The organism is Methyloglobulus sp., from assembly GCF_040079455.1.
GTDB lineage: Bacteria > Pseudomonadota > Gammaproteobacteria > Methylococcales > Methylomonadaceae > Methyloglobulus.
The window spans coordinates 18,929-41,837 of the sequence record NZ_JBEBKJ010000013.1; the positions used below are offsets into that span (position 1 = coordinate 18,929).

General features: G+C 44.0%; 19 protein-coding genes. 8 read left to right on the forward strand and 11 right to left on the reverse strand.

The genetic code is table 11. The features are described 5' to 3' along the window. Positions 1-551: 551 nt before the first annotated feature. Complete coding sequence (locus ABL924_RS04900) at positions 552-3,383, reverse strand: Hsp70 family protein (protein ID WP_349025985.1); 2,832 nt, start codon at positions 3,381-3,383, stop codon at positions 552-554. A 230-nt stretch (positions 3,384-3,613) separates the two neighbouring features. Between ABL924_RS04900 and ABL924_RS04905 the strand changes: the two genes are divergently transcribed. Continuing rightward, positions 3,614-3,778 (forward strand): hypothetical protein, encoded by a 165-nt coding sequence (locus tag ABL924_RS04905; RefSeq protein ID WP_349025950.1) that lies wholly within the window; start codon positions 3,614-3,616, stop codon positions 3,776-3,778. 56 nt (positions 3,779-3,834) lie between these two features. Beyond that, complete coding sequence (locus ABL924_RS04910; RefSeq protein WP_349025951.1) at positions 3,835-4,473, forward strand: uracil-DNA glycosylase; 639 nt, start codon at positions 3,835-3,837, stop codon at positions 4,471-4,473. 67 nt (positions 4,474-4,540) lie between these two features. Here ABL924_RS04910 and ABL924_RS04915 read toward each other — a convergent pair whose 3' ends face one another. Together ABL924_RS04915 and ABL924_RS04920 are read right to left on the reverse strand one after the other, a co-directional pair. Further along, on the reverse strand, positions 4,541-5,116 hold the full coding sequence (locus ABL924_RS04915) for a hypothetical protein (protein ID WP_349025952.1): 576 nt from the start codon (positions 5,114-5,116) through the stop codon (positions 4,541-4,543). Positions 5,117-5,348: 232 nt separating this feature from the next. Then, on the reverse strand, positions 5,349-6,857 hold the full coding sequence (locus tag ABL924_RS04920) for a porin (RefSeq protein WP_349025953.1): 1,509 nt from the start codon (positions 6,855-6,857) through the stop codon (positions 5,349-5,351). Positions 6,858-7,244: 387 nt separating this feature from the next. Here ABL924_RS04920 and ABL924_RS04925 point away from each other — a divergent pair, with 387 nt between their 5' ends. From ABL924_RS04925 to ABL924_RS04935, 3 genes are all read left to right on the forward strand, one after another. Continuing rightward, positions 7,245-7,475 (forward strand): hypothetical protein, encoded by a 231-nt coding sequence (locus ABL924_RS04925; RefSeq protein ID WP_349025954.1) that lies wholly within the window; start codon positions 7,245-7,247, stop codon positions 7,473-7,475. A 138-nt stretch (positions 7,476-7,613) separates the two neighbouring features. Further along, the gene (locus tag ABL924_RS04930) at positions 7,614-9,029 is read left to right on the forward strand and encodes a PepSY-associated TM helix domain-containing protein (RefSeq protein WP_349025955.1); all 1,416 of its coding nucleotides are present in this window, start codon (positions 7,614-7,616) and stop codon (positions 9,027-9,029) included. Between the two features lie 159 nt (positions 9,030-9,188). Further along, on the forward strand, positions 9,189-10,601 hold the full coding sequence (locus ABL924_RS04935; protein ID WP_349025956.1) for an amino acid permease: 1,413 nt from the start codon (positions 9,189-9,191) through the stop codon (positions 10,599-10,601). A gap of 50 nt (positions 10,602-10,651) precedes the next feature. On the opposite strand, the gene ABL924_RS04940 is transcribed toward ABL924_RS04935, so the two are convergent. Continuing rightward, positions 10,652-12,013, reverse strand: a complete 1,362-nt coding sequence (locus tag ABL924_RS04940; protein ID WP_349025957.1) for a sigma 54-interacting transcriptional regulator — start codon at positions 12,011-12,013, stop codon at positions 10,652-10,654. A gap of 211 nt (positions 12,014-12,224) precedes the next feature. Here ABL924_RS04940 and ABL924_RS04945 point away from each other — a divergent pair, with 211 nt between their 5' ends. The 3 genes from ABL924_RS04945 to ABL924_RS04955 all read left to right on the forward strand — a co-directional run bounded on the left by ABL924_RS04945 (position 12,225) and on the right by ABL924_RS04955 (position 15,317). Then, positions 12,225-12,833 (forward strand): DUF1264 domain-containing protein, encoded by a 609-nt coding sequence (locus ABL924_RS04945; RefSeq protein WP_349025958.1) that lies wholly within the window; start codon positions 12,225-12,227, stop codon positions 12,831-12,833. A gap of 177 nt (positions 12,834-13,010) precedes the next feature. Next, entirely contained in the window at positions 13,011-14,072 is a 1,062-nt protein-coding gene (locus ABL924_RS04950) for a cytochrome c peroxidase (protein WP_349025959.1), read from the forward strand. A gap of 732 nt (positions 14,073-14,804) precedes the next feature. Continuing rightward, positions 14,805-15,317: a hypothetical protein gene (locus tag ABL924_RS04955; protein WP_349025960.1), complete on the forward strand. Its 513-nt coding sequence runs from the start codon at positions 14,805-14,807 to the stop codon at positions 15,315-15,317. A 347-nt stretch (positions 15,318-15,664) separates the two neighbouring features. Here the strand turns inward: ABL924_RS04955 and ABL924_RS04960 are convergent, their stop codons facing one another. The 7 genes from ABL924_RS04960 to ABL924_RS04990 all read right to left on the reverse strand — a co-directional run bounded on the left by ABL924_RS04960 (position 15,665) and on the right by ABL924_RS04990 (position 22,759). Continuing rightward, positions 15,665-16,273 (reverse strand): retropepsin-like aspartic protease, encoded by a 609-nt coding sequence (locus ABL924_RS04960; protein WP_349025961.1) that lies wholly within the window; start codon positions 16,271-16,273, stop codon positions 15,665-15,667. A gap of 389 nt (positions 16,274-16,662) precedes the next feature. Continuing rightward, positions 16,663-17,934 carry an MFS transporter gene (locus ABL924_RS04965; protein ID WP_349025962.1) on the reverse strand — a complete coding sequence of 424 codons (1,272 nt, stop codon included), beginning with the start codon at positions 17,932-17,934 and terminating at the stop codon, positions 16,663-16,665. A 69-nt stretch (positions 17,935-18,003) separates the two neighbouring features. Beyond that, positions 18,004-18,855, reverse strand: a complete 852-nt coding sequence (locus ABL924_RS04970; RefSeq protein WP_349025963.1) for a TraB/GumN family protein — start codon at positions 18,853-18,855, stop codon at positions 18,004-18,006. 169 nt (positions 18,856-19,024) lie between these two features. Beyond that, positions 19,025-19,984: a DUF3616 domain-containing protein gene (locus tag ABL924_RS04975; protein ID WP_349025964.1), complete on the reverse strand. Its 960-nt coding sequence runs from the start codon at positions 19,982-19,984 to the stop codon at positions 19,025-19,027. Further along, positions 19,985-21,574 carry an apolipoprotein N-acyltransferase gene (gene lnt, locus ABL924_RS04980; RefSeq protein WP_349025965.1) on the reverse strand — a complete coding sequence of 530 codons (1,590 nt, stop codon included), beginning with the start codon at positions 21,572-21,574 and terminating at the stop codon, positions 19,985-19,987. A gap of 417 nt (positions 21,575-21,991) precedes the next feature. Beyond that, positions 21,992-22,492, reverse strand: a complete 501-nt coding sequence (locus ABL924_RS04985) for a hypothetical protein (protein ID WP_349025966.1) — start codon at positions 22,490-22,492, stop codon at positions 21,992-21,994. 99 nt (positions 22,493-22,591) lie between these two features. Further along, positions 22,592-22,759, reverse strand: a complete 168-nt coding sequence (locus ABL924_RS04990) for a hypothetical protein (RefSeq protein WP_349025967.1) — start codon at positions 22,757-22,759, stop codon at positions 22,592-22,594. Between the last annotated feature and the right edge of the window lie 150 nt (positions 22,760-22,909).

Here is a 22,909-nt window from a genome sequence, read left to right on the forward strand (position 1 = left end):
CGGTAGCGAAGTGTAATCTTTTTGCCAATTGGCAAACTTATGTTGCAACTACAGATAAAACAAAAGCATACAAAAAATCAGACACAAATTTTCTAATTGGGGCGGTAGATTAAATGTAGCACACTATATCTAAACCTTAGTCTTTAAAAAGAAATAGACTTGGCAAGTTTAATAGGGCTGGATGCTTTAAGGTGTCAAAAATACAGTTGTAGAATATGGAAAACCCTAATGTTAGGCAATAGGTAACATTACCTATGCTTCGGTAAGTTAATTAGTCCAATGCTTTCAGATACTGAAATATTAAAGCGGGGATCAATGTGTGGGCTATTATACAGATTAAACGTACTGATTAAGCATTAACTTCATTCGCCTTGAGTCCCCGTCCAAAGGCTCGTAAACTTCGACAATTTCAGTTCGGACGGTTTTAGATGTAATTGGACTGAATGTAATGATCAAGTAAACTTCTACCTCTCCTCCTAGTTCACTGGGATGATTGGTTTTGTCTCCCTCGCCCCACTCTCTTTCAAAGTGGGGAAACCGTGTTTGAATTTTTAGAGGTCACTGGTATGTATTAGTTTTAATCCTGGTGGTAAGGTCTCACCAAAGAACTGATCCGTTTCTTTTTCATCTAGCTCTTTGTAATGTTGAACCATTTCCAACCAAGGATAGGGTGTTTTACTTATTTTAAGCTTATCCATGATTTGCATACGCAATGATTCATTAATATCCCGGACTCGATCACCACTTTTACGGCTTATCAGCGTAGCGGCAAATGCAGCTTGAGGGTTTTTTTTCCAATCTTCGGTTAACAGAGTTATTAGCCAGTTATCGGCAATGTCGGCAGGAATGACATTATGGCTGCTGCCGTAAAAGGGGAGTCGTGCGCCTACGCGCCCTAGCGCCCACCAAGTCTGTTTTGGTTCATGGGCTTTTTGTAAGCGTTTCAACAACCATTCGCCGAGTTGGGTTTTGCTGGCAACTGGTAGTCTTTCAAGAACAGCGGCAAGCCGGATCATGTCATCATAACTACGTTGTTTAGCCTGTTTGGCAATACTAGGTTGTCTGCTAGAAGCTGGATTGATGTAGTTAGCTATATCCGCAAAAATCAGTTCTTGAGCGATAGCATCTAAACCACCAGCAATGCGCCGCCACAGAGTCCACCATTCGCTCCAGTTTTGGATTTCATTACTAAATTGTATGCCTTGAGCATAGAGCTTCCACAGTTGCTCGATACGCCAATCATCCAGCGGGAAGCCCAAACCTGGGCGAAGACAAAAACCGGTCAGGCTGAACCAAACTCGTTCGTGATGCTCTGAACGACGGCGGTATTTTTGACCTTCCAACAATGCTGCGAACAATTCTCTGAGCAAAGATGAATCCCATTCGGATCGATCACGACCAAGCAACTTCTCTAGATCAGCCCGTAGGTTTTTGACCAGTTTTGGATCAACTGCTTTAGATTTAGGGCCAAAAACAGCCCGTATCTGCTCGTAGGCGGCATTAAATTGGTGGGGTAGTTTTGTATTGACTTGCGTTCTTACCTTGCCTTGCTTCCTGATTTGAAATTCCACATCCCAGCGTTGTTGCTTGTTGTTGCCTGTATTTTGAATGGTTGCTGTTTTTGAAATTACCGTGTCATCCACTGCAATACATTGAATTTTAAGTGTGCCTAAATCGGTTTGCGTAACGCCAAGTTCCACAATCGTTTCGTTGCCATTATCAATGGCCGTGTCATCAAATGCTGCAAGCAACGGAGGCAAGACATGAAAATCATCAGTAATTTCCGTAATATCGCCAGGTTTTAAGATGCTATCACCCGAATAGGAAGCTAGGTCAAACCGGACAGGCACACCGGTACGCAAGGCAAATCGTCGATCATGCAGGATGATTTCTGTTCCTTCTTCGCTGCCTTTTGGTAGTACACAAATGCCGTATTGTGTTGGCAACTGTGGTTTCGATTCTTGTCGGGCAGATGTCGTATCGACCAAGAGAAAATAACTGCGAGCAGCACCACCGCCAATTTTTAGTTTTTTGTCACGTCTGGCGATAGCATAACTAAGCGCACCATAAGCTACTGAAAATTCAGGGTGATTGTTCTCAAGTATCTGTGAAGGTTTAGGACTCCAAGAATTACACAGATCTAATATTCTTTGCGTAATTGACTTGCTACGAAACAGTCCGCCATTCAACAGAATTGCATCGGGTATTGTGCCTGAGCCTTGTAATGCCTCTTGTGAAGCATCTTTGTGCAGGTCTAGAAATGCAGCAATATGTTTGCTTATGGCTGGTTCTGCGGCATACGGCAAGCCAAATTCCACAACACCGCTACGTCTTTTATCAGGTAAATCGGCCAATTTGGTGAGTGGAAAAAAACCATCCAGCACAATTTGTCTCACGTCTTCTTGGCTTAAGGTTGTAAAGCGCGAACCACCAATCAATTTGGAACCGCCACCCAATAAGGTGATGGTCACCTGTTCAGGTGCATCTTCGGCAAGTAAACGTTCTTTGGCGGCACGGCATTGTTCAATCAACTGAAACAAGTCAGCAACCGATAAGCGGGATTGATCTTTATTTAACCGGCTTTCAACGAGATGAGCTAGTGCTAAATCAATGTTGTCGCCACCTAGCATGATGTGATCGCCGACAGCAATGCGGGTCAATTTAGGTTCTATCTGATCATGCTCGACCTTTATCAAGGTTAAATCGGTCGTGCCGCCGCCAACATCACAAACTAGCAGCAACCGCACATTTTTTAGTGCATTATGGACATTGCCGATATTACGTCGCAGCCAGTCGTAACAAACCGCTTGGGGTTCTTCGAGCAGCCTGACATTGGTCAACCCAGCTCTGTTTGCCGCTTCCAGAGTGAGTGACCGCGCCGCCTCATCAAAAGAAGCGGGTACGGTAATAACAATATCTTGATTTTCTAATGCCGCATCAGGAAACTGATTTCCCCAAACGGTACGAATGTGCCTGAGATAACTAGCGCTGGCATCGACCGGAGACACTTTCTCAACCTCATCGACACCGCCCCACGGTAGGATATCTGCATTGTGATCAACGGACGGATGTGACAGCCAGCTTTTGGCACTGGTGACCAGTCGTCCTTTAGACTTCGCGCCCAGCAATCGCGCAGCCTCACCTATGATTGCGCGTGTGCCTGGCTGAGAAAAAATAATATCGGTTTCGGATATTTCATTTTCAGCAGGGTGATAACGAACGGAGGGCAGCAAGGGTTTGGTTGCTACTTGTCCGGGGGCAACCAGTTGTTCTATCTGTAATAGCTGTATATCTTGGTTGTGGTCAGTTTTAGCATAAGCAACAACGGTATGGGTTGTGCCTAGGTCAATGCCGACATGGTATTGGTGATTTTTTTTTTGCACTAGCTTGGTGATAACAAGACGTTTAGCTTTAGGTGGTTTATTAATCAAATGTAGCGTTCAGTACACCAAATTTATTTTGCTCATCAGAAGAATGATGGGGCATTTTAGCATGCCCTTGCTTTTGCTAAACGCTTGGTTTTAACAGCAATCGGGTACATTACTAACATCTTGCACCTAGGTTGGTGTTTTTTGCAATTGTATTTAAGGTCTGCGGAGCAGGTTGAGTTGGCATGGCCACCCAGGAAATAGTGTTAACGTTTGCGGCGATGTATGATGCTAATCTATCCAGTACTGATCTTCAAAGCACACCGACACTGTCCTTGAGTAGGTTGCTTAGTGGCAAGTTTGTCGCTGATGTGGGCTACCCCATGGAAATATTCTTGTATGCCTGGTAATTTTCATGTAGAGACAAAGCTCTCTTTTTTAGTTTTTTAAAACCCCAAATTTATCTATGCGTAATATATTTGATCAAGATTGTCGAAGATGTGGAAGACTGGCTGATTTTTTATGTAATATCAAAGAAAAATATCCTGGTTATCATGCCCGTCCTGTTGCCCCATTTGGCGATCAACATGCGGAATTATTAATCGTTGGTTTGGCTCCTGGTATGCACGGCGCTAATGCAACGGGTCGACCTTTTACTGGCGATCATGCGGGAATCCTCCTGTATGAAACACTTTATGAGTTTGGTTATAGCAATAGGCCAATATCTGAATCGGTATCAGATGGGCTTCAACTTAGAAATTGCCGCATAACGAATGCGGTAAAATGCCTGCCACCCCAAAACAAACCGACAACGGGTGAGATAGCGGAATGCAATTCGTTTTTAACGGCGGAATTGGCAACATTGCCAGGAAAAGCAGTCATTTTGGCGTTAGGTACAATCGCCCATCAGTCTGTGCTAAAGGCTTACGGGTACAAGATAAGTGCTGCAAAATTTGGCCATAATGTTTGCCATACCTTGCCAAATGGACGAAAGCTGGTCGATTCCTACCATTGCAGCCGCTACAACACTCAAACCAAGCGCTTGACCAAAGGCACATTTGCCGATGTTTTTTGTACGGTTGGTCAATTACTAGGAACTATTTAACAGAAAAAACAACAAGGAGACAGACAAACAATTTCAATAGTCTGTCACTTATGGCCATTGCAAACTTTTACTGCACTTCATTAAGCAAAGTTTCGTAGATAAGTTTCAAAAGCTTACTTGAACTGTCGTATGAATAGTCAGAGACACCATCCTTTAAGCTGCTGGTATCCAGCTTTTCGTTTCCATCCGCAAATTTTACTGAGACCTTTGTTTCATTTTCTACAGTCTCAACTTTGCAAGCATAAGTTAAGTCATTACTTGTGCCAAAGATATTAAATTCGCCAAATATCCCGCCTGATTTGTAGGAAACAATATACACACCCTGGTTCTTTTTTGCTATTGCCTTTAGGTTGTTGACCCGGATTGCCTGTCCCAAAAGAGTCCAAGCTTCATCAAAATTGCGCTTTATTTTCAGTTCGGTATTGCTATCTTCAACCAAGTAAACATCGGAGTTTAAACCTTTTCTACGCGGTTTTTCATCACCAGTTATTGCATTTTCTTTAGCGTCTTCCTTTATAGGGTCTTTAATCGCCATTTCCGGTGGCTTTTCTAAGCTTTCTGTACTTTGAAGGCGCGATTGCTTAGGGGTACCGCTGCATCCAGCTAAAAATAAAACACACATTAAAACAACGAAAAGTCTCATAGATTTTTACCAAAATGACGTTGACTATCGACCATTGTGTCTTAACACACACATTAATAGAACTTAAATTTTTGAGTATCGTAAAAAAATAAGTCGGAATCACTTACATGACTCCGACTTTTATTTGCAAAGATAAATTTTATTTCTGTTAACTGTAGCCCAGATTTCTGGGGTTATAGTTTAAGCAAGAATTATTATTTTTTCATCATCGATACACTCGTACCTTATTAGATTAATAATTCCATTGTACTTGCATTCTTAACATATCGCCCGATGCCTGCCCAAGATTAGCTACGTTGGTGCGATCCATTGTTGAGTAAGCCATGGTAACTTCAAGGGCTTTCATAACTTGATATTCGACACCAGCTTCTATCTCATCGACCCTAGAATATGGGCTATTGTTAGCTGCTTTCCAAGCACCACTATAAGTTTGCCATTTTACATAAGGGATCAACACACCGTCTTCGCGGAAAACATTGTCAATTTTGTACATGGCTTGCACATAACCACCGCTCAAACTCCTCCTTTCGAGTGAACCTTTACCATCGGGATTAAGGGTAGCACCTTTACCCCAGTTCCATTCTGCTTGTAGGCCGAAAGGTTGTGGGAAAAGCACCGCATGCACGGCGTAGCGTTCTTCTCTTACCCCTCCTTCTGGTTTGGTTTTAGCAATGTCGTCACCTTTCAACTTTGCGCCGGTATCAAAAACAGTCATATCGCCGGTTGGCACATCGAATTGACCATTGATGTAATCTGCACCGACTTCCAGGACTTGTCCTGTGAACGGATACCCCAAAAAGCCTAATTCAATCGGATAGGTGCTGTGTGCGACTATGTATAAGTCGTCATTGGTTTCGTTACGGTTTATACCTTGACCGTTATAAACACCTACACCCAAAATACCGTAATCCCCCGATGTTTTTAAGCCCTTCTTGGTTAAATCTTTCCAAAGCTTTTGGACATGTTCCGGTGACCAGTAAGCCATCAAGCCTAGGTCTCGTTCGCTAGGCACGGCACTGTTTAATGCATCGGCACGATCAAGGGTCAAACGGTTTTGTGACGACTGTAGGTTTTCCCAGCCGAATGGCACTTTGGATTGACCAGCACGAATTCGGTACTCATGCTTTTTATCAAATGCTAAATCGGCGTACGCGTCTCGGAGCTGGGCAAAGTTTTGATTATCGATAGTAGAAGACACAGTAGTTGCGAAATCAGGCTGAAGGTATAACGAAACATAGTCATTGATATCGCCGGAAATTACTAAACGAACCCGACGAAAACTAAAGCTGCCGTTATTTTTAATCCCACCATCACCTGGGGAACGTAACTCTGGATCATCTCCTGCTACACGATCACCCGATATAGGCTGGTTATATCTAAGCTGCGTATAACCACGTACATTAATTTTGTTGTACCATTTTTCTTGTTCTTTCTTATGCACATCCTCGTTGAAGGTTACATGTTCTTCCAAAGCCTTGACTTGGTTTTTCTCCAATTCTATTTCTTTCTTCAATTCTTCAACCGAAGCGCTGTCGCCACCGTAAGCATCGTGTTTGGAGTAGCCATTGCCGCCCCCTGGCTGGACCTGCTCAAATTGCCCCATCAATTGGCGTCCTATGCCGGGTTCGGCATAGATTTGCTTGGTTTTAGTATCGACATACAGATCAATGGCAAATGCAGAGACAGATGCGCCGGCACATAAAACGGCCGCAACTGCCAAGGTAAGTCTGGAAATTTTCATGGATTGCTCTCAATTGATATAAACTGCTGAAAGCTTAAAGGTGAAATGTGACAGAACTATGACATTTATATTACAGTTATGTTACAAAGCAACATAGTGAAAAACATGTTGCTTTAACGCAATTTTTATACCCAGTTGTTTTCGCATTTTATGGAAAACAGGGACTACTAGGCGGATTCAAATTTGAAGGCGCTTTTAAGTATTATATAGTGTCCCAGTCGTAGTTTCAGACTTAAGCGGGCAGGTAATATTCTAAAAAATACACCATCAGTTTGGTCTTTAACCTTACAATACAAAATCTTATCTGTTAATTCGGGTAAATTAAGGCCACTCATCAGATTATAGGCGGCTCTCAAGAATTGTTTTGGGTTACAACCAACGTAGAGTGTGATTATCCAAAAAATCTTCAAGCCAAAGCTTAGCGTTCCAGGCTTAGCCCTTGTCAGTACCCTGTATCTAACAGTCGTCCAGAACAGCGCTTTTTTCAAGGCGGCATTGACCGTGATCAATAAGCCAGGACATGGCAATCTCCCATTCGAGACCGCAATCTACGCCGGATTGACGCTGTTGTTTTTCTTGCTCTTATCGATATTAGCCAGTATTTTATGGCTAATATAAAACGTCAACAGAACCTAGTAATTATGCCAAAATAAACACGCAAAATGGATCGCTCTAGCCCGTAGATAGCGTAAAGTATGGTTAGCGATTTTGAAATCTATATTTATCTGTAAGCCGCTGATACCAATTCTTAATATTATGCAAACGCATCTAAATCAGCAGTTAAAAAATCTGGCGATTTCATTCGCCTCCACCTTTATCCATTTGCTTCAATATTGCACAAGGCGAATACAAGTAAAAAAATGGGTTACCAGAAAGCTCTGGCTCAATGTCCATCTATTTCTGGCGTTAGGCGTGGGATTTATTTTTGCTATCTTGGGTTTCACTGGCAGCGTTTGTGTTTACCGTGAGGCATTAGACGAGTTATTAAATCCGCAATTGGTGATTGAGGAGGTGCAAGGCGGCTATCAATCACTCGACCAGATAATGGCATCGGTTCGATCGGCACATCCAGACCGTCATGGTGAATGGACGCTGGAAATGCCAATGTCTGCAAATGGCATGATGACGGCGTGGTTTGATAAACCCAGGGAGACATACTTCGAACGCTATGCGCCTTTGATGGTATCGGTCAATCCTTACACCGCAGAAGTGGTGGCAAGTCGTTTCTGGGGGCAAACATTAACCACCTGGCTACTGGATTTGCACACGCAGCTACAATTTGAGCAAGCTGGCTGGAACGTCGTCGGTTATTGCGGGTTATTGTTGATGGTGTCTGTTTGTACTGGGCTGTATTTGTGGTGGCCTAGTGTGCAAAACATTCGTTCAGCGTTTAAGGTTAAGTTTCGGTCTGGCTTGATGGGATTGCTATTTGACTTGCATCGCATGATGGGGCTGCTGAGTGCCACCGCCTTATTATTGCTTGCCTTTACCGGATTTCATCTTAGCTTTCCCTCGGTATTGGAGAATCTATCTGGCTCAACCGGCATGGCGCATGGGGAAACAGGACGCACCATTACTAGTACGGCGATACCTAATAATCATCCTACAGGTCTGGAAGCTGCCGAATTTATTGCCCGAGGCCCATTTGCTAAAGCCGAATTGCGTCGGGTGACAACACCCGACGGTAACAGCGGCGTATATCGGGTGAACTTACGCCAGAAAAGTGAAGTTAACCAGCGCCACCCTTACACGACAGTCTGGGTAGATCGCTGGAGCGGTCAAATTAAAGAGGCCAGAAACCCTGCCGTATTCAGTACGGGAGAAACCTTAATAACCTGGATGTGGCCATTGCATACAGGCGAAGCGTTGGGGGCATATGGTCGGCTCTGCTGGTTTTTGGCTGGACAAAGCTTGTTTTTCCTTTACGTAAGTGGCCTCGTCCGCTGGTTACATCGGAAAGGTAAGATTCGGGATAGGGCAATCAATTTTATGGCGTTAAGGGATTTCGATGTGCGACTAAAAAAATCGGTCTATCAACTGCTGCTGTCAATAGACCGATGGATGAATGTATTGGCACAAAAAGCATTGCCTGTTATCAGCCGGATGGTTGTCACCCTGTCGAAATGGCTGGTATATGGATTTGACTATTACCAATCAAAAGTAAGAAAATGAGGGAATGTTTAAAATATCCCCATAATAGTTAGCTTGTGATATAGAAGTAGTTTAAGGGAACTGGTACTTGCCTGAGTTTACTTACTTAATCCAACTATAATATCTAGCAATAATCAACTACTGTCTAAACAATATCTCGAACAGGTGGCAAGGATAATTATGGCACTACAAATTTTTCGCACCAAACAAGTCCAGCCGCCCTACGACGAGTCTGAACAAAGCCTCAATCGCTGCTTATCTGCGTGGGATCTGACTTTTCTTGGAGTAGGCGCGATCATCGGCACGGGTATTTTCGTGTTGACGGGCATCGCCGCTGCCACGCAAGCAGGCCCAGCCGTCGTGTTATCGTTTGTGATTGCAGGACTCGCTTGTGTCTTTGCGGCCTTGTCCTATGCAGAGTTAGCAGCAGCAGTCGGCGGTTGCGGTAGCGCTTATGGCTACACTTACGCCGCATTCGGAGAATTATTTGCCTTCATTATCGGCTGGGATTTATTACTAGAATATGGCATAGCGGTCGCTGCGGTCGCCAATGGCTGGGCCAGCTATCTTAACAAGGCGTTAACTGCCATCGACATTCCTTTACCAGAAGCCTTGACCAAAGCCCCCAAACTGGGAGGTATTATCAACCTACCTGCCAGCCTCATCATCTTGATATTGATGGCGCTACTTATCATCGGCGTAAAACAAAGTGCCAAGGCCAACAATGCGATGGTAATAGTTAAATTAATTACCATCAGCATATTCATCGGGATTGCTGTATTTAATGTACACCCCGAAAATTGGCATCCGTTTATGCCATTCGGCTGGTTTCAGACCTTGCCCGACGGCAAGACGACAGGTGTTTTAGCTGGTGCTTCGATGGTATTTTTTGCTTATGTCGGCTTTGATGCGGTTTCGACGGCGGCTGAGGAAGCCAAAAATCCGCAGAAAGATTTGCCATTTGGCATTATCACTTCATTGGTGTTTTGCACAGTGGTTTATATCTTAGTCGCTGGTTTGCTGACCAGCGTCGTGCATTATTCCCAGCTTAACGTCGAATCGCCCGTTGCCCACGCCCTGAGCCTAATCGGCTTTAACTGGGCATCTGCCTTGATTTCCACAGGTGTAATTGCAGGTCTGACCACCGTTATGCTGGTGCTTTACTATGGCTTAACACGGATTGTCTTTGCAATGTCGCGTGATGGTTTGCTGTCTGCGTTTTTTAGCAAAATAAACCTGACTACCCAAACCCCTGTCCGTATTATTGTGCTATGTGGCATCATTATGTCGCTAATTGCGGGTTTAATGCCCTTGGGTGATCTTGCCGAACTCGTCAATATCGGCACACTAGCGGCATTTGCCTTCGTTTGCCTTGGGGTAATCATATTACGCATCACCCAACCGGAACTGCACAGACCGTTCCGCTCTCCTTTTAGCCCATTGTTTCCCATATTAGGAATGCTGTCTTGTGGTAGTCTTATGTTGTTTTTACCTGCCCTCACCTGGCTACGCTTTGTGATTTGGTTGGTTATTGGTTTAATTGTTTATTTCACTTATTCCATGCACAATAGTAAGTTAAACGAAAACCAGTAGATCCATCCTGTTGATTTTGAATTAAATATTTTGACGGGTGAATGAGTAGATCAAAGCCCGTAAAGTTTTCGCTTTCGCCAAAAAGTGACCCTACTCATTCCCAACAAGTTAGCCGCCAGACCTGCCCGTCCACGACTTTGTTCTAAGGCCTGACGAATGGCTGAAACTTCATCCTCTGGATTAAGAGATATTGCATGTTGTGGTTGTTTCAGCGCTTCTGCAACACGAGGCTCCCTGAATTCTGGGGGTAATTCAGACACGCGCAAAGTCGCCCCTCTACCCACAGCAAATGCGTATTCCACGATGTTATGGAGCTCCCTAACATTGCCGGGCCATGAATAATCCAATAATACACGCATGGCTTGAGGATCAATTTTTTCTATGATCCGCACGCGCTCATCATTGTGCTGTGTAATAAAATGCCAAATCAGCAGACTTATATCTTCCCTGCGCTCTCGAAGTGGCGGCAAAAAAATAGGAACAACGCGTAGTCGATACATCAAATCTTCGCGGAAATGTCCATTCTTTACTTCTTCCCTTAATGAGCGATGAGTCGCCGCTACAATACGAACATCGACATCAATGGTACGGCTTCCACCGACCGGTATATAGTTTCTTTCTTGTAAAACCCTAAGCAATTTAGCCTGTAACTCTAAGGGCAATTCCGCAACTTCATCCAAAAACAGCGTTCCGCCGTTGGCACGCTGAAATAATCCGCTGTGATCTTTTATCGCTCCCGTGAAGGCACCGCGCACATGACCAAATAATTCGCTTTCTAATAAATTACTGGAAAGGGCCGCGCAATTAACCGCCAAAAAAGGCGCATTGCTGCGCACACTTAAGGTATGAATTGCTTTCGCAACTAACTCCTTGCCAGAACCGCTCTCACCTCTGACTAGCACAGTAGCTTCTGTTTCGGCGGCATTTTGGATAATCTGAAAAACATCATGCATCGTCGGTGAGCGGCTTAATATACCGTGAAAATTTTGTCTTGATGTCGCCAACACTTTAGGTAAAAAAGTATTAGATGCTGATTCTGATACCTCCGTCAGTAAAGCGATTCCACCAGCAAACATACCCGATCTATCAAACAAAATCTGGCTAACTTTTTTTAGCGCGATTTTGTCGCCGTTAGCCTGAGTTAGCCTTATGGATTGCGCCTTGTCGTCATCAGCACTAACCAAGGCGTATTCAGCCAAACACGCTTTGGCAATGACTTCTTCCGTCCGTAAGCCTGTTAACCTTTCCATGCCTAGATTCCAATATATTACCTGTTGATTTTTATCAACAATATAGATGGCTGTCATCTCACAAAGGCCAAGCATTTTCGATAACAACGTTGCACAATCGAATTGTGCTAGCCATGTGGAATGGCTAATAACAAATGCTGCTGATTGATTTATTTGTTTCATAAGCATCCAAAATGAATCATAAATACGTTTCATATGAAACTATATATGAAACAAAAATAAAATAATAATAAGTTTTAATAAAAAAATTTACATTAAAAAACAAATAGATAAAATTATTTATTATGTTGGCACGATCTTCGCTGTATAGATTGTGACGGTCAAGAAATATGGCTAGTCACCATAACTCAAAATAATCATTGGGAGGATCAAAATGAAATTAAGATTACTACTCGTAAGTGCTTTACTGGCATTAGCCAGCGGATGCGCGACAACGGCAACGACCCCAACAACAGCGTCGGAACACAACCATGCTGCGATGTCTGCCTCAGGGCAGCCTAAGTACAACACCACCATGAACCCGCGCCAGACAGAGCACCCAAATACCTTGGGCTTTAATGATCTGCACATACAGGCTATCAGGCATCTTAAGCCCGATGTTTTTAGCGCGGAAGACCCAAAATTACAAGCCATTGTCCATCACCACTGCAAAGCCTACGACGACGGCACATTGGTCTGTTTGATGTTTCCAGGAGGCATGAAAGACCAGGATAAACCGATTGGTTTTGAGTACATTATAACCACTGCCCAATTCAATACCTTACCTGAAAAAGAGAAACATTACTGGCATTACCACAAAACCGAAGTCGGCAGGGCTTGCGCGACCTTCCCTGATTTGACGAAAGATGAAGCAGCCGCAATTTTGCCAGCAGTACACGAAACCTACGGCAAGGTTGTCTATTTCCAAAAGCCCGAAGATAAGTTTCCTTTAGGCGAACCGTATGTGCTGATTGTTCAGGACATGCCGGATGTCAAACATTAATCCTCCCTTGCTGTGTATTAAATCCACATAGCCCTGGTCAGCGGGTAAAGGCTTACTTAGCCTCCGCTGACTCTTTTTGATCTAAAACCAACTTAAGTTATTAATGTGGTTAGGGTTTGACTATACTTTTTAGGTGCTGTTATAAAAACCCAAGTTTCTGCCCGTAGGAGAAGATTGATGCGATATTTTTTAACGCTGTTGGTCGGATTAATGGTTTCAGGCGCAGCTGTCGCCGATCAAAATCTCGGTTTGCCGCCGTTAACTGTGCCGATTGATAATCCACAAACCGATGCAAAAATCGCCTTGGGCAAACATTTGTTCAACGATAAACGCTTTAGTGCAGATGGTTCGGTCAGTTGCGCCAGTTGCCATCATTCTGATAAAGCCTTTAGCGATGGACGACCGTTGGCCCAAGGCTTAAACGGACAAACTGGCACACGCAATGCCCCTACCGTAATGAATGCGGCATTTTTTGAAACCCTGTTTTTAGACGGTCGAGCAAACAGCCTAGAAGCACAAGCCTTGGGGCCGTTTACCAACCCCATTGAGCATGGTTTAAACAATCACCAGGCTATTGTTGATACCATCCAAAAAGATTCACATTATGTCCAGCAATTCCAAAAAGTTTTTGCTATACAAAGGCATCAAATAACCATTAACCATGTCACCAAAGCCATTGCCAGCTATGAGCGTAGCTTGATTGCCGGTAATTCGCCTTTTGACCGTTATCTGTTTGGACGCGATCATTCGGTATTGTCAAAAAGTGCTGAACGGGGTTTGGGCATTTTCAAGCGCAAGGGCAATTGTCTGGTTTGCCATGAAATATCCTGGAATAACGCCTTATTTACCGATAACCGTTTTTATAATGTCGGCGTAGGCTTTAAACGGGTAACACCGATTTTAGATGCGTTTATTGCCGCTGTAGACCAGGGCAAAAATTCAGATGATTTCCCGTTAACCGATGCCCAACGTTCTGAACTGGGACGCTTTAATGTCACTAAAGTGCTAACCGATATTGGCAAATTTAAAACACCAACGCTAAGAAATATAATCTTAACTGCGCCGTACATGCACGATGGCAGTATGAAAACACTGGAAGAAGTCATTGAACATTACGATAAAGGCGGCGATAAAAACCGCTTTAGCGACACAGAAATTTTCCCATTGCATCTCACCCAACAAGAAAAAGCGGATTTAGTAGCCTTCATGAAGTCGTTAACCAGTCAACAAGAACCGTAATATGGATGCAAATAACCACTTATTGTCTTGGCGTACTCAAAATTAAAGTGCAACATTTTTCCTGATTAGTGAGATGCTTCAGCCAAACGCTGGGTAGCCCCCTTCTCCCTTCGGGAGAAGGTTGGGATGAGGGGATCTAAAAAGCAAAAAGCCTTGCGGGGAGTCGCTATTTTTGCGAAAGCTTGTTTTGAGGACATCCTGTCCAAACAAGCGGCAAAAACTTAACGCGACCGCCAATGCCTGCGGCTGCCCCAGCCGTCCTGCTACCCTCGTCCCATACCCGACAAGGGGTATGGGACATCGTTGCGCAATGACTCGACGCGATGTCGTAAAGCTGTGCATTTTCACGCCGCAAACAGCGCTTCGTGAAAACACACAGCACTATCGCTTCTGGGGACTACAAATCTTCACTCCGCTAACGCTACATTTCCAGGATTTTCAGCGATTGAACCCCTCACCCTAGCCCTCTCCCCGTGGATGAGGGGATCAGTTCTTTTTAGCTGAAGCCATCTTGCTAATCAGAACATTTATTGAAGGAAAATGGTGCACTTCAACCTTGAAACCACCGAGCAATATTTTATTGCTAATCAAACAAGTGCGGTTTCATTAATGCGGATATTAGGTGTAATATGGCATCTATCGGGTAGAATAAATTGAACGATGCATTTCGTGCCTCAGCGCATCCTTTGCGTCCTAGCAATTAGGTCAGGAAAATAAAGGGGGAAAAGAAAAATGGTGGACATATTGAAAAAAACTGCGCTGGACAAAAAAACAGAAGAAAAAACGAAACAATTAAAAAGGCAGTTAACAAAGCAATTGCATGAAAGTTACGACGTAAGCGAATGGTGTGACTCAATTATTGCCATTAATAGCGAATTAGATAATATCGTCTCTACTAGTCCAAAAATAGAATTTGTTGGTCTTGGAGACGAAGCTGATGATTGTGACTTTACTGATGCAAAAGCAATATTTAGTTCCTTAAATTTTTGTGGTTGCACTAAGCCAGATCAAGCATTAAAGCATATTAAAAATGGCTTGGAGCATATCAAGAAACGTCATGAAACTGAAGATACTGCGTGGATGGAACAAAATGAATTGCACGTTTTTGGAAACGAAGGCGCTGCGACATTTTTTTATTATTGGGCTGATAATGAAAGATTAATCGATCACGGTAGCAGCGTTCCTGGATGGCTTGATGACAAAGGTGAGATGTTGTTGCAGAGATTAATCGAACTAGGTTACTAGCTTATACAATTGTTCCAGCAGATTGATGAAACAGGCTGAAAGCATTGCAAGAAAACCATACACAACAGCTAAAAAGTAGTCCATTAATTCCCGGAATTAGAAATCAATAGAACCTAAACCATATTGATTTCTTAAAGAAACCTCTAATAATTACCTCTCCCTCAGGGAGAGGCTAGGGTGAGGGGTGTAACCAATTGATTGTATACCCTACGCCAACCTTCTCGGCAATAGCTCCTGCATTGCCCTACTACCTACATCTATGTAGGCATCCCAAAAGGAGAAGGAGTTTTTTGAATTTTTAGAGGCACCGATAAGCTTAGCTTTGATAGGCAAAATACCGACAAAACCTAAGGCTTTGCCTTTTCCAGGACTGAAATTTGCATTTCGCCATTCTCTTGCCCGATTTTGAATAGTTGCAAAACATTCATTCCCAATAAAGGCTGGCTTAAATTGGGTACGATGACCGCAGACACATCTTGTACAAGAAAAGGCCCGATCTGAAGCTTTTTTATCTTCGCGGCACAGGCATCGGCAACACCATTAGCGGTATCCATACCTATTTTGTCACCACAATAAATTTGTGCGTCATGAGCGATAGATTCTGGCAACGATACGTATGAAGCACCCGTATCAACAACAAAGTTAAGGGGCTTGCCGTCAACACTAGCATCTGTTACATAATGACCGCTAGCATTCTGCTTAAGCGTTAATACCTGCAGAGGTTGTTTTTTGGCATCTTTGTCTTGCTCAGTATCTGATTCAGAAAGAAGCGGTTTGGCCGCTTCCTTTGGTGTCCAGGAACTGACCATATCGGCAGTAGCCTTACAGGGCGATTTTTGATAAATCAACTTAGCTTGCTGGTTTTTACACTTGTAAATCATGCCCTCGCTCCACGCACTCACACTCGACGCGGCTAAAATGACTATAAATAACAATTGGGCGACATTTATTTGCATAGGTTTCTCATTGCCATGGGGTTAAAAGCCCAAGTTAAATCAATTGCAAGCGCAGGTTTTTCTAGCGGACGTTACAAACTGCTTCAATCATAGCAATGATTGTAGTTTAAATGTGTGAGCCAGCTCTAAATTCTCATAATGGGAATCTCTAAAATTGCCCTGGACCCCAGCTCTCCCTTGGGCATAAGTATCTACACAACTTTTCAATATAACGAAAACAATGGGTTGCCAAATCACCAAGCCCCTCTCCTGCTGGAGAGGGTTGGGGTGAGGAGAATAAAATCAACTGTTTATATCCCCCTCATCCCGACCTTCTCCCTCAAGGGAGAAGGGGCAGATACTTGTGTAGATACTTATGCCCTTGGGGGAGCTAGAGTGCAGCTTGTAATTTACACCAAATGCAGCAAATCCCGATGCCGGCGCACCCTGACCGAAGCAATGCAAAGGAATGAAGCAACCGCCGCCGCCATGATGTAAAAAGAAATCGGCGAATAGGAGCCTGTCACCGTAATCATTTTAGTGACCAATATGGGCGCGGTGCCGCCGAATATCGCCGCCGCTAGATTACAAGCGAGGGACATGCCGGTGTATCGGGTTTTGGTTGGGAATAGCTCAACGACCAAAGTAGGGATAGGCGCAATGTAGGAACCTAAAATAACCGAGAACAGAAGTTGTGCTGTCATTACACTGGTAAAGGTATTCTGCTCCAACAAATAGACATAAGGTATGGCGAAAGCGACGTACGAAATCAATACGATTTTTAGCACAACTTCCCGGTCTTTATTATCGCTGAGCCACGCTGAAATGGGCGCGACAACCATCATGGTCAACAGGCTAAGGGAAAAAATCAGCAAGGAATCTGAGGTTGAAAACTTCAGGAACTTGACCAAAAAGCTCGGCATAAAAACTGTCTGGATATAGAACGGTATGGTCACTGCGAGATAAACGCCTATGCCCAGTAAAATTTCTTTGTAGCTTTGCTGCAACGCTTCTTTAATGGGCGCATCAGAGGTATGCCCCGCTTCTTTGGCTTCCAAAAAGACTGGGCTTTCATCCAGTTTGGTACGGATATATAAACCGACAATGCCAATAAAAAAGCCTAGGATGAACGGGATGCGCCAGCCGTAGCTATCAAATGCTTCCGGGGACATAAGATGCGCCAACGCCGCAGCGATCATCGCTCCGCTAAACAAACCGATCAACATGCTGAGTATGGAGAAGTTACCCATCTGGTTTTTATTCTTTGTGGAAGCGTGTTCAACTAAGTACACAATAGAACCGCCAAACTCCCCTCCGATAGCAACGCCTTGTACCAAGCGAATCAACGTTAATAATATAGGTGCCCACAGATCTATCTCTTGGTAAGTCGGCAGCAACCCTATACACGCAGTGGGAAAAGCCATAAGCAAGATCGAAAGCGCGAGTGCATTTTTGCGTCCATATTTGTCGCCTATATAACCGAAAAACATGGCACCCAAAGGCCGCATAAGGAAGCCCACGGCAAAAATGCCAAAGGTTGCGATGAGCGCAACAGCATCATCGCCAGGAGGGAAAAAATGTTTACTGATGAGTGCAGTAAAGGTGCCGTATAGCGCGTAGTCATACCATTCCAAACCATTGCCTATCATTGTGGAAGCAATGACTTTTTTTACTTGTGACATTTGTAACCCTTAAGATTTGTAGTCGTTTAAAGAAGCTATTTTAAATCATGCAGTGAGCAGCAATCTGGTTCAATATTGTTCAACGACATAGCCTTGCTTTGTCAATTGTGCCAACACACCCTGTTCTCCCGCCAAGTGCAATGCTCCTACTAGGATTAATTCTTTTTCTGGTGTAGTCAGCATTGCCTTAATTTTTGGTAGCCAAGCATTATTTCGACTGATCAGCAGATTTTTATTCAGTTCGGGAAACTCAGTTTGCATGGTTTTGATGGCTATCTTTTCCAGGTCAATCAAATTACCAGTGCGCCAAGCTTTTTTCATTTCATCCATAAATTCTGGCGTTTGTTTGAGTTCCTTGATGGTGGACAGGATCAACTCGTTTTCGCGACCGTTAGCCATGTTTTTCAGTGCGTTAATTTGGGTTTCTGCACTTTCAAGTCCGGTAATTTTTTTATCCGCCTTCTTGGCTTTCTCAAGAAAAAACTGGTCTACTCCAGCACCCGCCAAACCTAAACGTGTCAATTCTGCCATCGTTAAGGTCAAAATCACCATCGAAGGCTTCATTTTCTGCATCAGTGCCATAGATAAGCCAGCAGTTTTGCAATAACGCGTAAGTGCGTTGAAGGTTTTGTTTTTAATCTTGCTTTTTAAGCTTGCGCCTTTTGCGTACATCAGGCTTTGCGCTAACTGTACTTGGGCTTTTGGCTTCGATAACGCTTCGAGGTCGGCTTCCAATACCAACAAGTCGATTTCTCGGAAAACCTGTTCAAACTCATCAGGGAAAGGGTAATCGGACTTGCCTAATAAATGCACCGTCCCGCCGATATAAAGCTGATTTTTTCCCTTACTGACACGCCATAATGAAGTTTCAGCACAGGCCAGACAGGGTAACAACAAACCTAGCAGGAAGATATTCCGCATTGTTATCTTTAAGCTTATTGCCGTTGCCATTAAACCCGTTAAAGCCCGTGAATGATTATCCGTCAAAACAATTTTTTTACTATAGACACGAGGCCAACGACAGGATTTTACCTATCAATGCCCTATTTTTTGTGATAATCGTCAATTTATGATGAGCTTTTGATGTCGCTTATAAAGTTAACGTCAAGCTACGAAAACTGTTATTAGCGCCTTCCAGCGTGCCGTCGTCGCTTAATAATTGCACAAGGTCGTCGTTTCCTGGGTAAAACAGCGCGGCTTCAATATTAAAGCCTGCAAGGTCGAACCTTTTCAAACCGTTGAGTTTTCCAGACTTGCTTGACCACTTATACAACTTACCTTCTTCTTTTTTATGGTCTTCAGTTGCGATATTTTCATGGTAAGGCCCTGCAACGATCAGGTATTTATGGTTTTCGCGCTGAGTAATCTCCCGAATGCCGAACCCATCCAAATCCAGTTCGACGGGGTCGGCAAACTTGGCTTTCAGGCCATGAATAACCTCGAAAGGGTTCAGCAATTCAACCAGCAATGCCTTACCGCTTACCAGCCTGCCTTCCTTGATTTTGCCCCCATTTAACGGATTCCTGAACCCGATCAGCAAGCCATTTTTTGGGGTAGCCGCAAGCCCTTCGATACTCAAGCCGCCTAACGCCTTGGCCTGCGTTTTTTTCGCCTTGCCAAGATGAAACGTATCGAAACGGGAATCTTCCTGCAAATCCGCTATTAAGCTCGTATAGATATTGCCTGCAGCAGTGATAGCGAATTTGCCGTTTTCACTTGCCTTGATGTTGACAGCCAATAAGCGATGGCGCGCCGGCCTGTATTCGCCCGTACGGCTGCTGGAATGCGAGCCTATCCAGAAGTAAGTCCCGTTAATTTCCGCCGCGCTTTCCAGGTCGATTTCCAAATCTTCACCATCTGCAATATCGCCTTTAAATACCATACTCAATTTGATAGTTTGTAGCGGTTTTTCAAGAACGTTACGGTCATAAACACGCAGCAGGTTATCTTCATCATCAGCGACGACAAACACGTTGTTATTTAGCGCAACTGCACCTGATGGATTAGATATGCCTAGATATTTTTTTTCCTGGATGTCATCTGTTTTCATTTACTTAGTCCCAGCCATTTTGGTTAAGTGGGGTTTTCTAATAACCCCGATAACCAATAGTAAGACCAAACTACCCCAGAGTAAACCAGGGATTAGCCAAAACCATTCCTGGTAGAATGTCGCTTGTGGATTTTTTAGGTAAGGCACTTCATAAAGCCCAGCCCAGGGTTGCATCATGGGGGATTGCTCAAGTACCTCGCCGGATGCCAACGAGACCGTAGAAATGCCCGTATTGGTGGCGCGCAATACGGGCCTTCTAAACTCCACACCACGCGCCAACGTCATGTACATATGCTGATAAGGCTCTTGCCAAGTACCATACCAAGAATCATTAGTCGCATTCACAATAAACTGTGCACCCAATACGGCTAAATCCCTTGAGAATTTGGGGAACAAACTTTCATAACAAATTTGCGGCCCCATCTTGAAACCATTCCAGTCAAACAGGATAGTTGGCCCAGGGCCTCTGGCATATTGACCAATCTGGGGAAGAAATTTTTTTATGACAGGAAACGTATCCGCGAAGGGAATATATTCGCCAAATGCCAACAAAATCGTTTTACTGTAATGGGGTTCTACAATTTCACCTTGGTTATCCAGTAAAAATAAGGAATTTGTAAGCAACCGTAATTTCACATCCACACCCAAAGCGCCCGTAATCAAAGGCAATTGCCTGTCACGCAAGAATTGGGAAAGCAAGATGGGGTCTTCCTTATATTTGAATTCTTCGCCCAGTAAAGTAGGAAAAGCCGTCTCCGGCCACATGGCAAAGTCTATCTTGCTGCCTTTATATTCGGCTAAGGCTTTGTCAGTCAAGGCCATGATGCGCCTGATGATTTCCTGCGTATAGCCCTCACCCAATTCTGCCGCCATTTTTTCAGAATTAGGCGTACTTGCCTGAATTAACAGCGTATTAAGTTTGGCATCCGGTTCCGGCAACCTTGCTTTCAACCACAATCCGCCGATATTTAGCAGAATAAAACCCGTCAAAATACTTGCGAAAATGACTTTGCCAGAACGCTGCTTACGCTGCTGCCAAGCCAGATAAAGCGGCAAGTTGCACAATAAAGTCGCCGCACTTAGGCCGCTAAACCCAACGAATTCAGCCCATTGGAAAATAGGGATATTCGCACCATACCAGGAGTAACCGAAATTCCAATCGAACACGGTCAAGGAATATACCTCGCACAGAATGGTTATCAACGCCATCAGCCATAAGGATAAACGTTCCGTCCACTGAAACTTCTTTCTCCCCCAAAACCATAGCACACCCGCTAAAGGAACATATAAATGTCCGACCAATCCAAACACTAACATACCTATGCCAGCAAAAAACCAAGGCAGATGTGCAAATTCATGCAGCGTGTAAGTGACCCAGTTAAACCCAATTAGGGTGAAAACAAAGGCAGTAATCACGCCGCCTAAAAAGGCATTTTTCAGCTTAGTTTGCTGATTCCAAAAAATCCACAGCGGCACAAAGCCAAATAAAGATGCCCAGGGCGGGAACGGAATGTAACTGGTGCCGATGAAAACACCGGATAAGAGCGGCAAATACCAGTTGATGGTTTTGTCGGATGGAATGTTAGTCATGGTTGGGTCGGGGATTTTGATAAAGTTGGGCTATCCGGCAATCAGAAAAGAGCGGATTCTATCATCCCCACAGGGATTAGGCAGTTTTTCGTGAATTGTCGTTTATGTTCTCACAGGTGCAAAATAAGTCACTAATCACTATTGGGTGGAGTAGATTCGAGGATTATCATAGGATAGAAGCCTTCGGTTTCGTAGGTTGTCACAATGCCAAGGTCATTGTTAAGCTGGATGGGAATTGAACCCGTCTGGTTTATTCTAGTGATTAGTTATAGTGTAATCTTATGTCAAGAAAAATGATGGATCAATGGAGTCTGCCCCCATTGATTATTGGGGTTCGTACCTCACCACCAACCTACAAATACCCAACATACGGAATCCCCACCCAAGCCCTCTCGAAACGTAGTTCTGTTGCGGTAGCTATAGGTTAGTTGACTTGCGACGAAACCCGCTTAACCACGCGATGCCCGTAACAAATAGGCCTAAAGCTCCCGGTAACGGAGTTTCAGTTACTGTGATTCCCTGTGTTGTCGTCAAATGGAAATCGGATTCACTTGTTAATAGGTGCAACATTCCCTCGCTGTTATACTGCATCCATGGCAGCCTATCAGAGGTGTCCCTTGAGCCAAACCACACCATAAGAGAATTACTTTTTATACGGTAATCGATACCACCTAAACTAGTATCAGGTAGATCGTCTAGGCTATTGAACAATGGATTGCCTGAGAAATGGATAGAAAAACTTGAAACCCCATCATAAGCTGGTTCGCTGCAAGAACGTCCACTACACGCAGTTATCAGCCCATCTGGAATAGGCATTCCATTCGAGTCCATATTACCAACAGTATCTTTACCATCAAAGCTACCCGTGACGATGCCTCCGTCAGTAAATCCAGCCTGTTTAAAAGTTAAGTGCGCCACTATTTTTCGCGAAAGCTAAAATGGGGTCCATCCGATTTTAGCGGCGAAAAATCACGTGGCGATTAATACCTTCGGCTGCCCGCGTTCGTCCTCGGTTCGTCACGATGCACAACTCCCCTTCGGTACGCTGTGCATCACGACTGCCCAAATGACTTGACGCCGTGTCGGATGGCCTTGCATGCTGACTACGCTTCCGTGTACTCCTTCATAGTGTGCAGCCTTGACGGATGGGCTACCAAGAGCCACTATCAGAGGAATAATACTCATGGATATAAAATTTAGTTTCATGTGATTCACCGCTTTAATTAAAGGAGGCTTTGGTTAAACATATTGTTATCGCTACAAAATTATTAATTAAACCAGCTTTAGCCTCTTCCAATATGAAATGAGTCTGGAGGAGTTGTGAATTTCTACCAA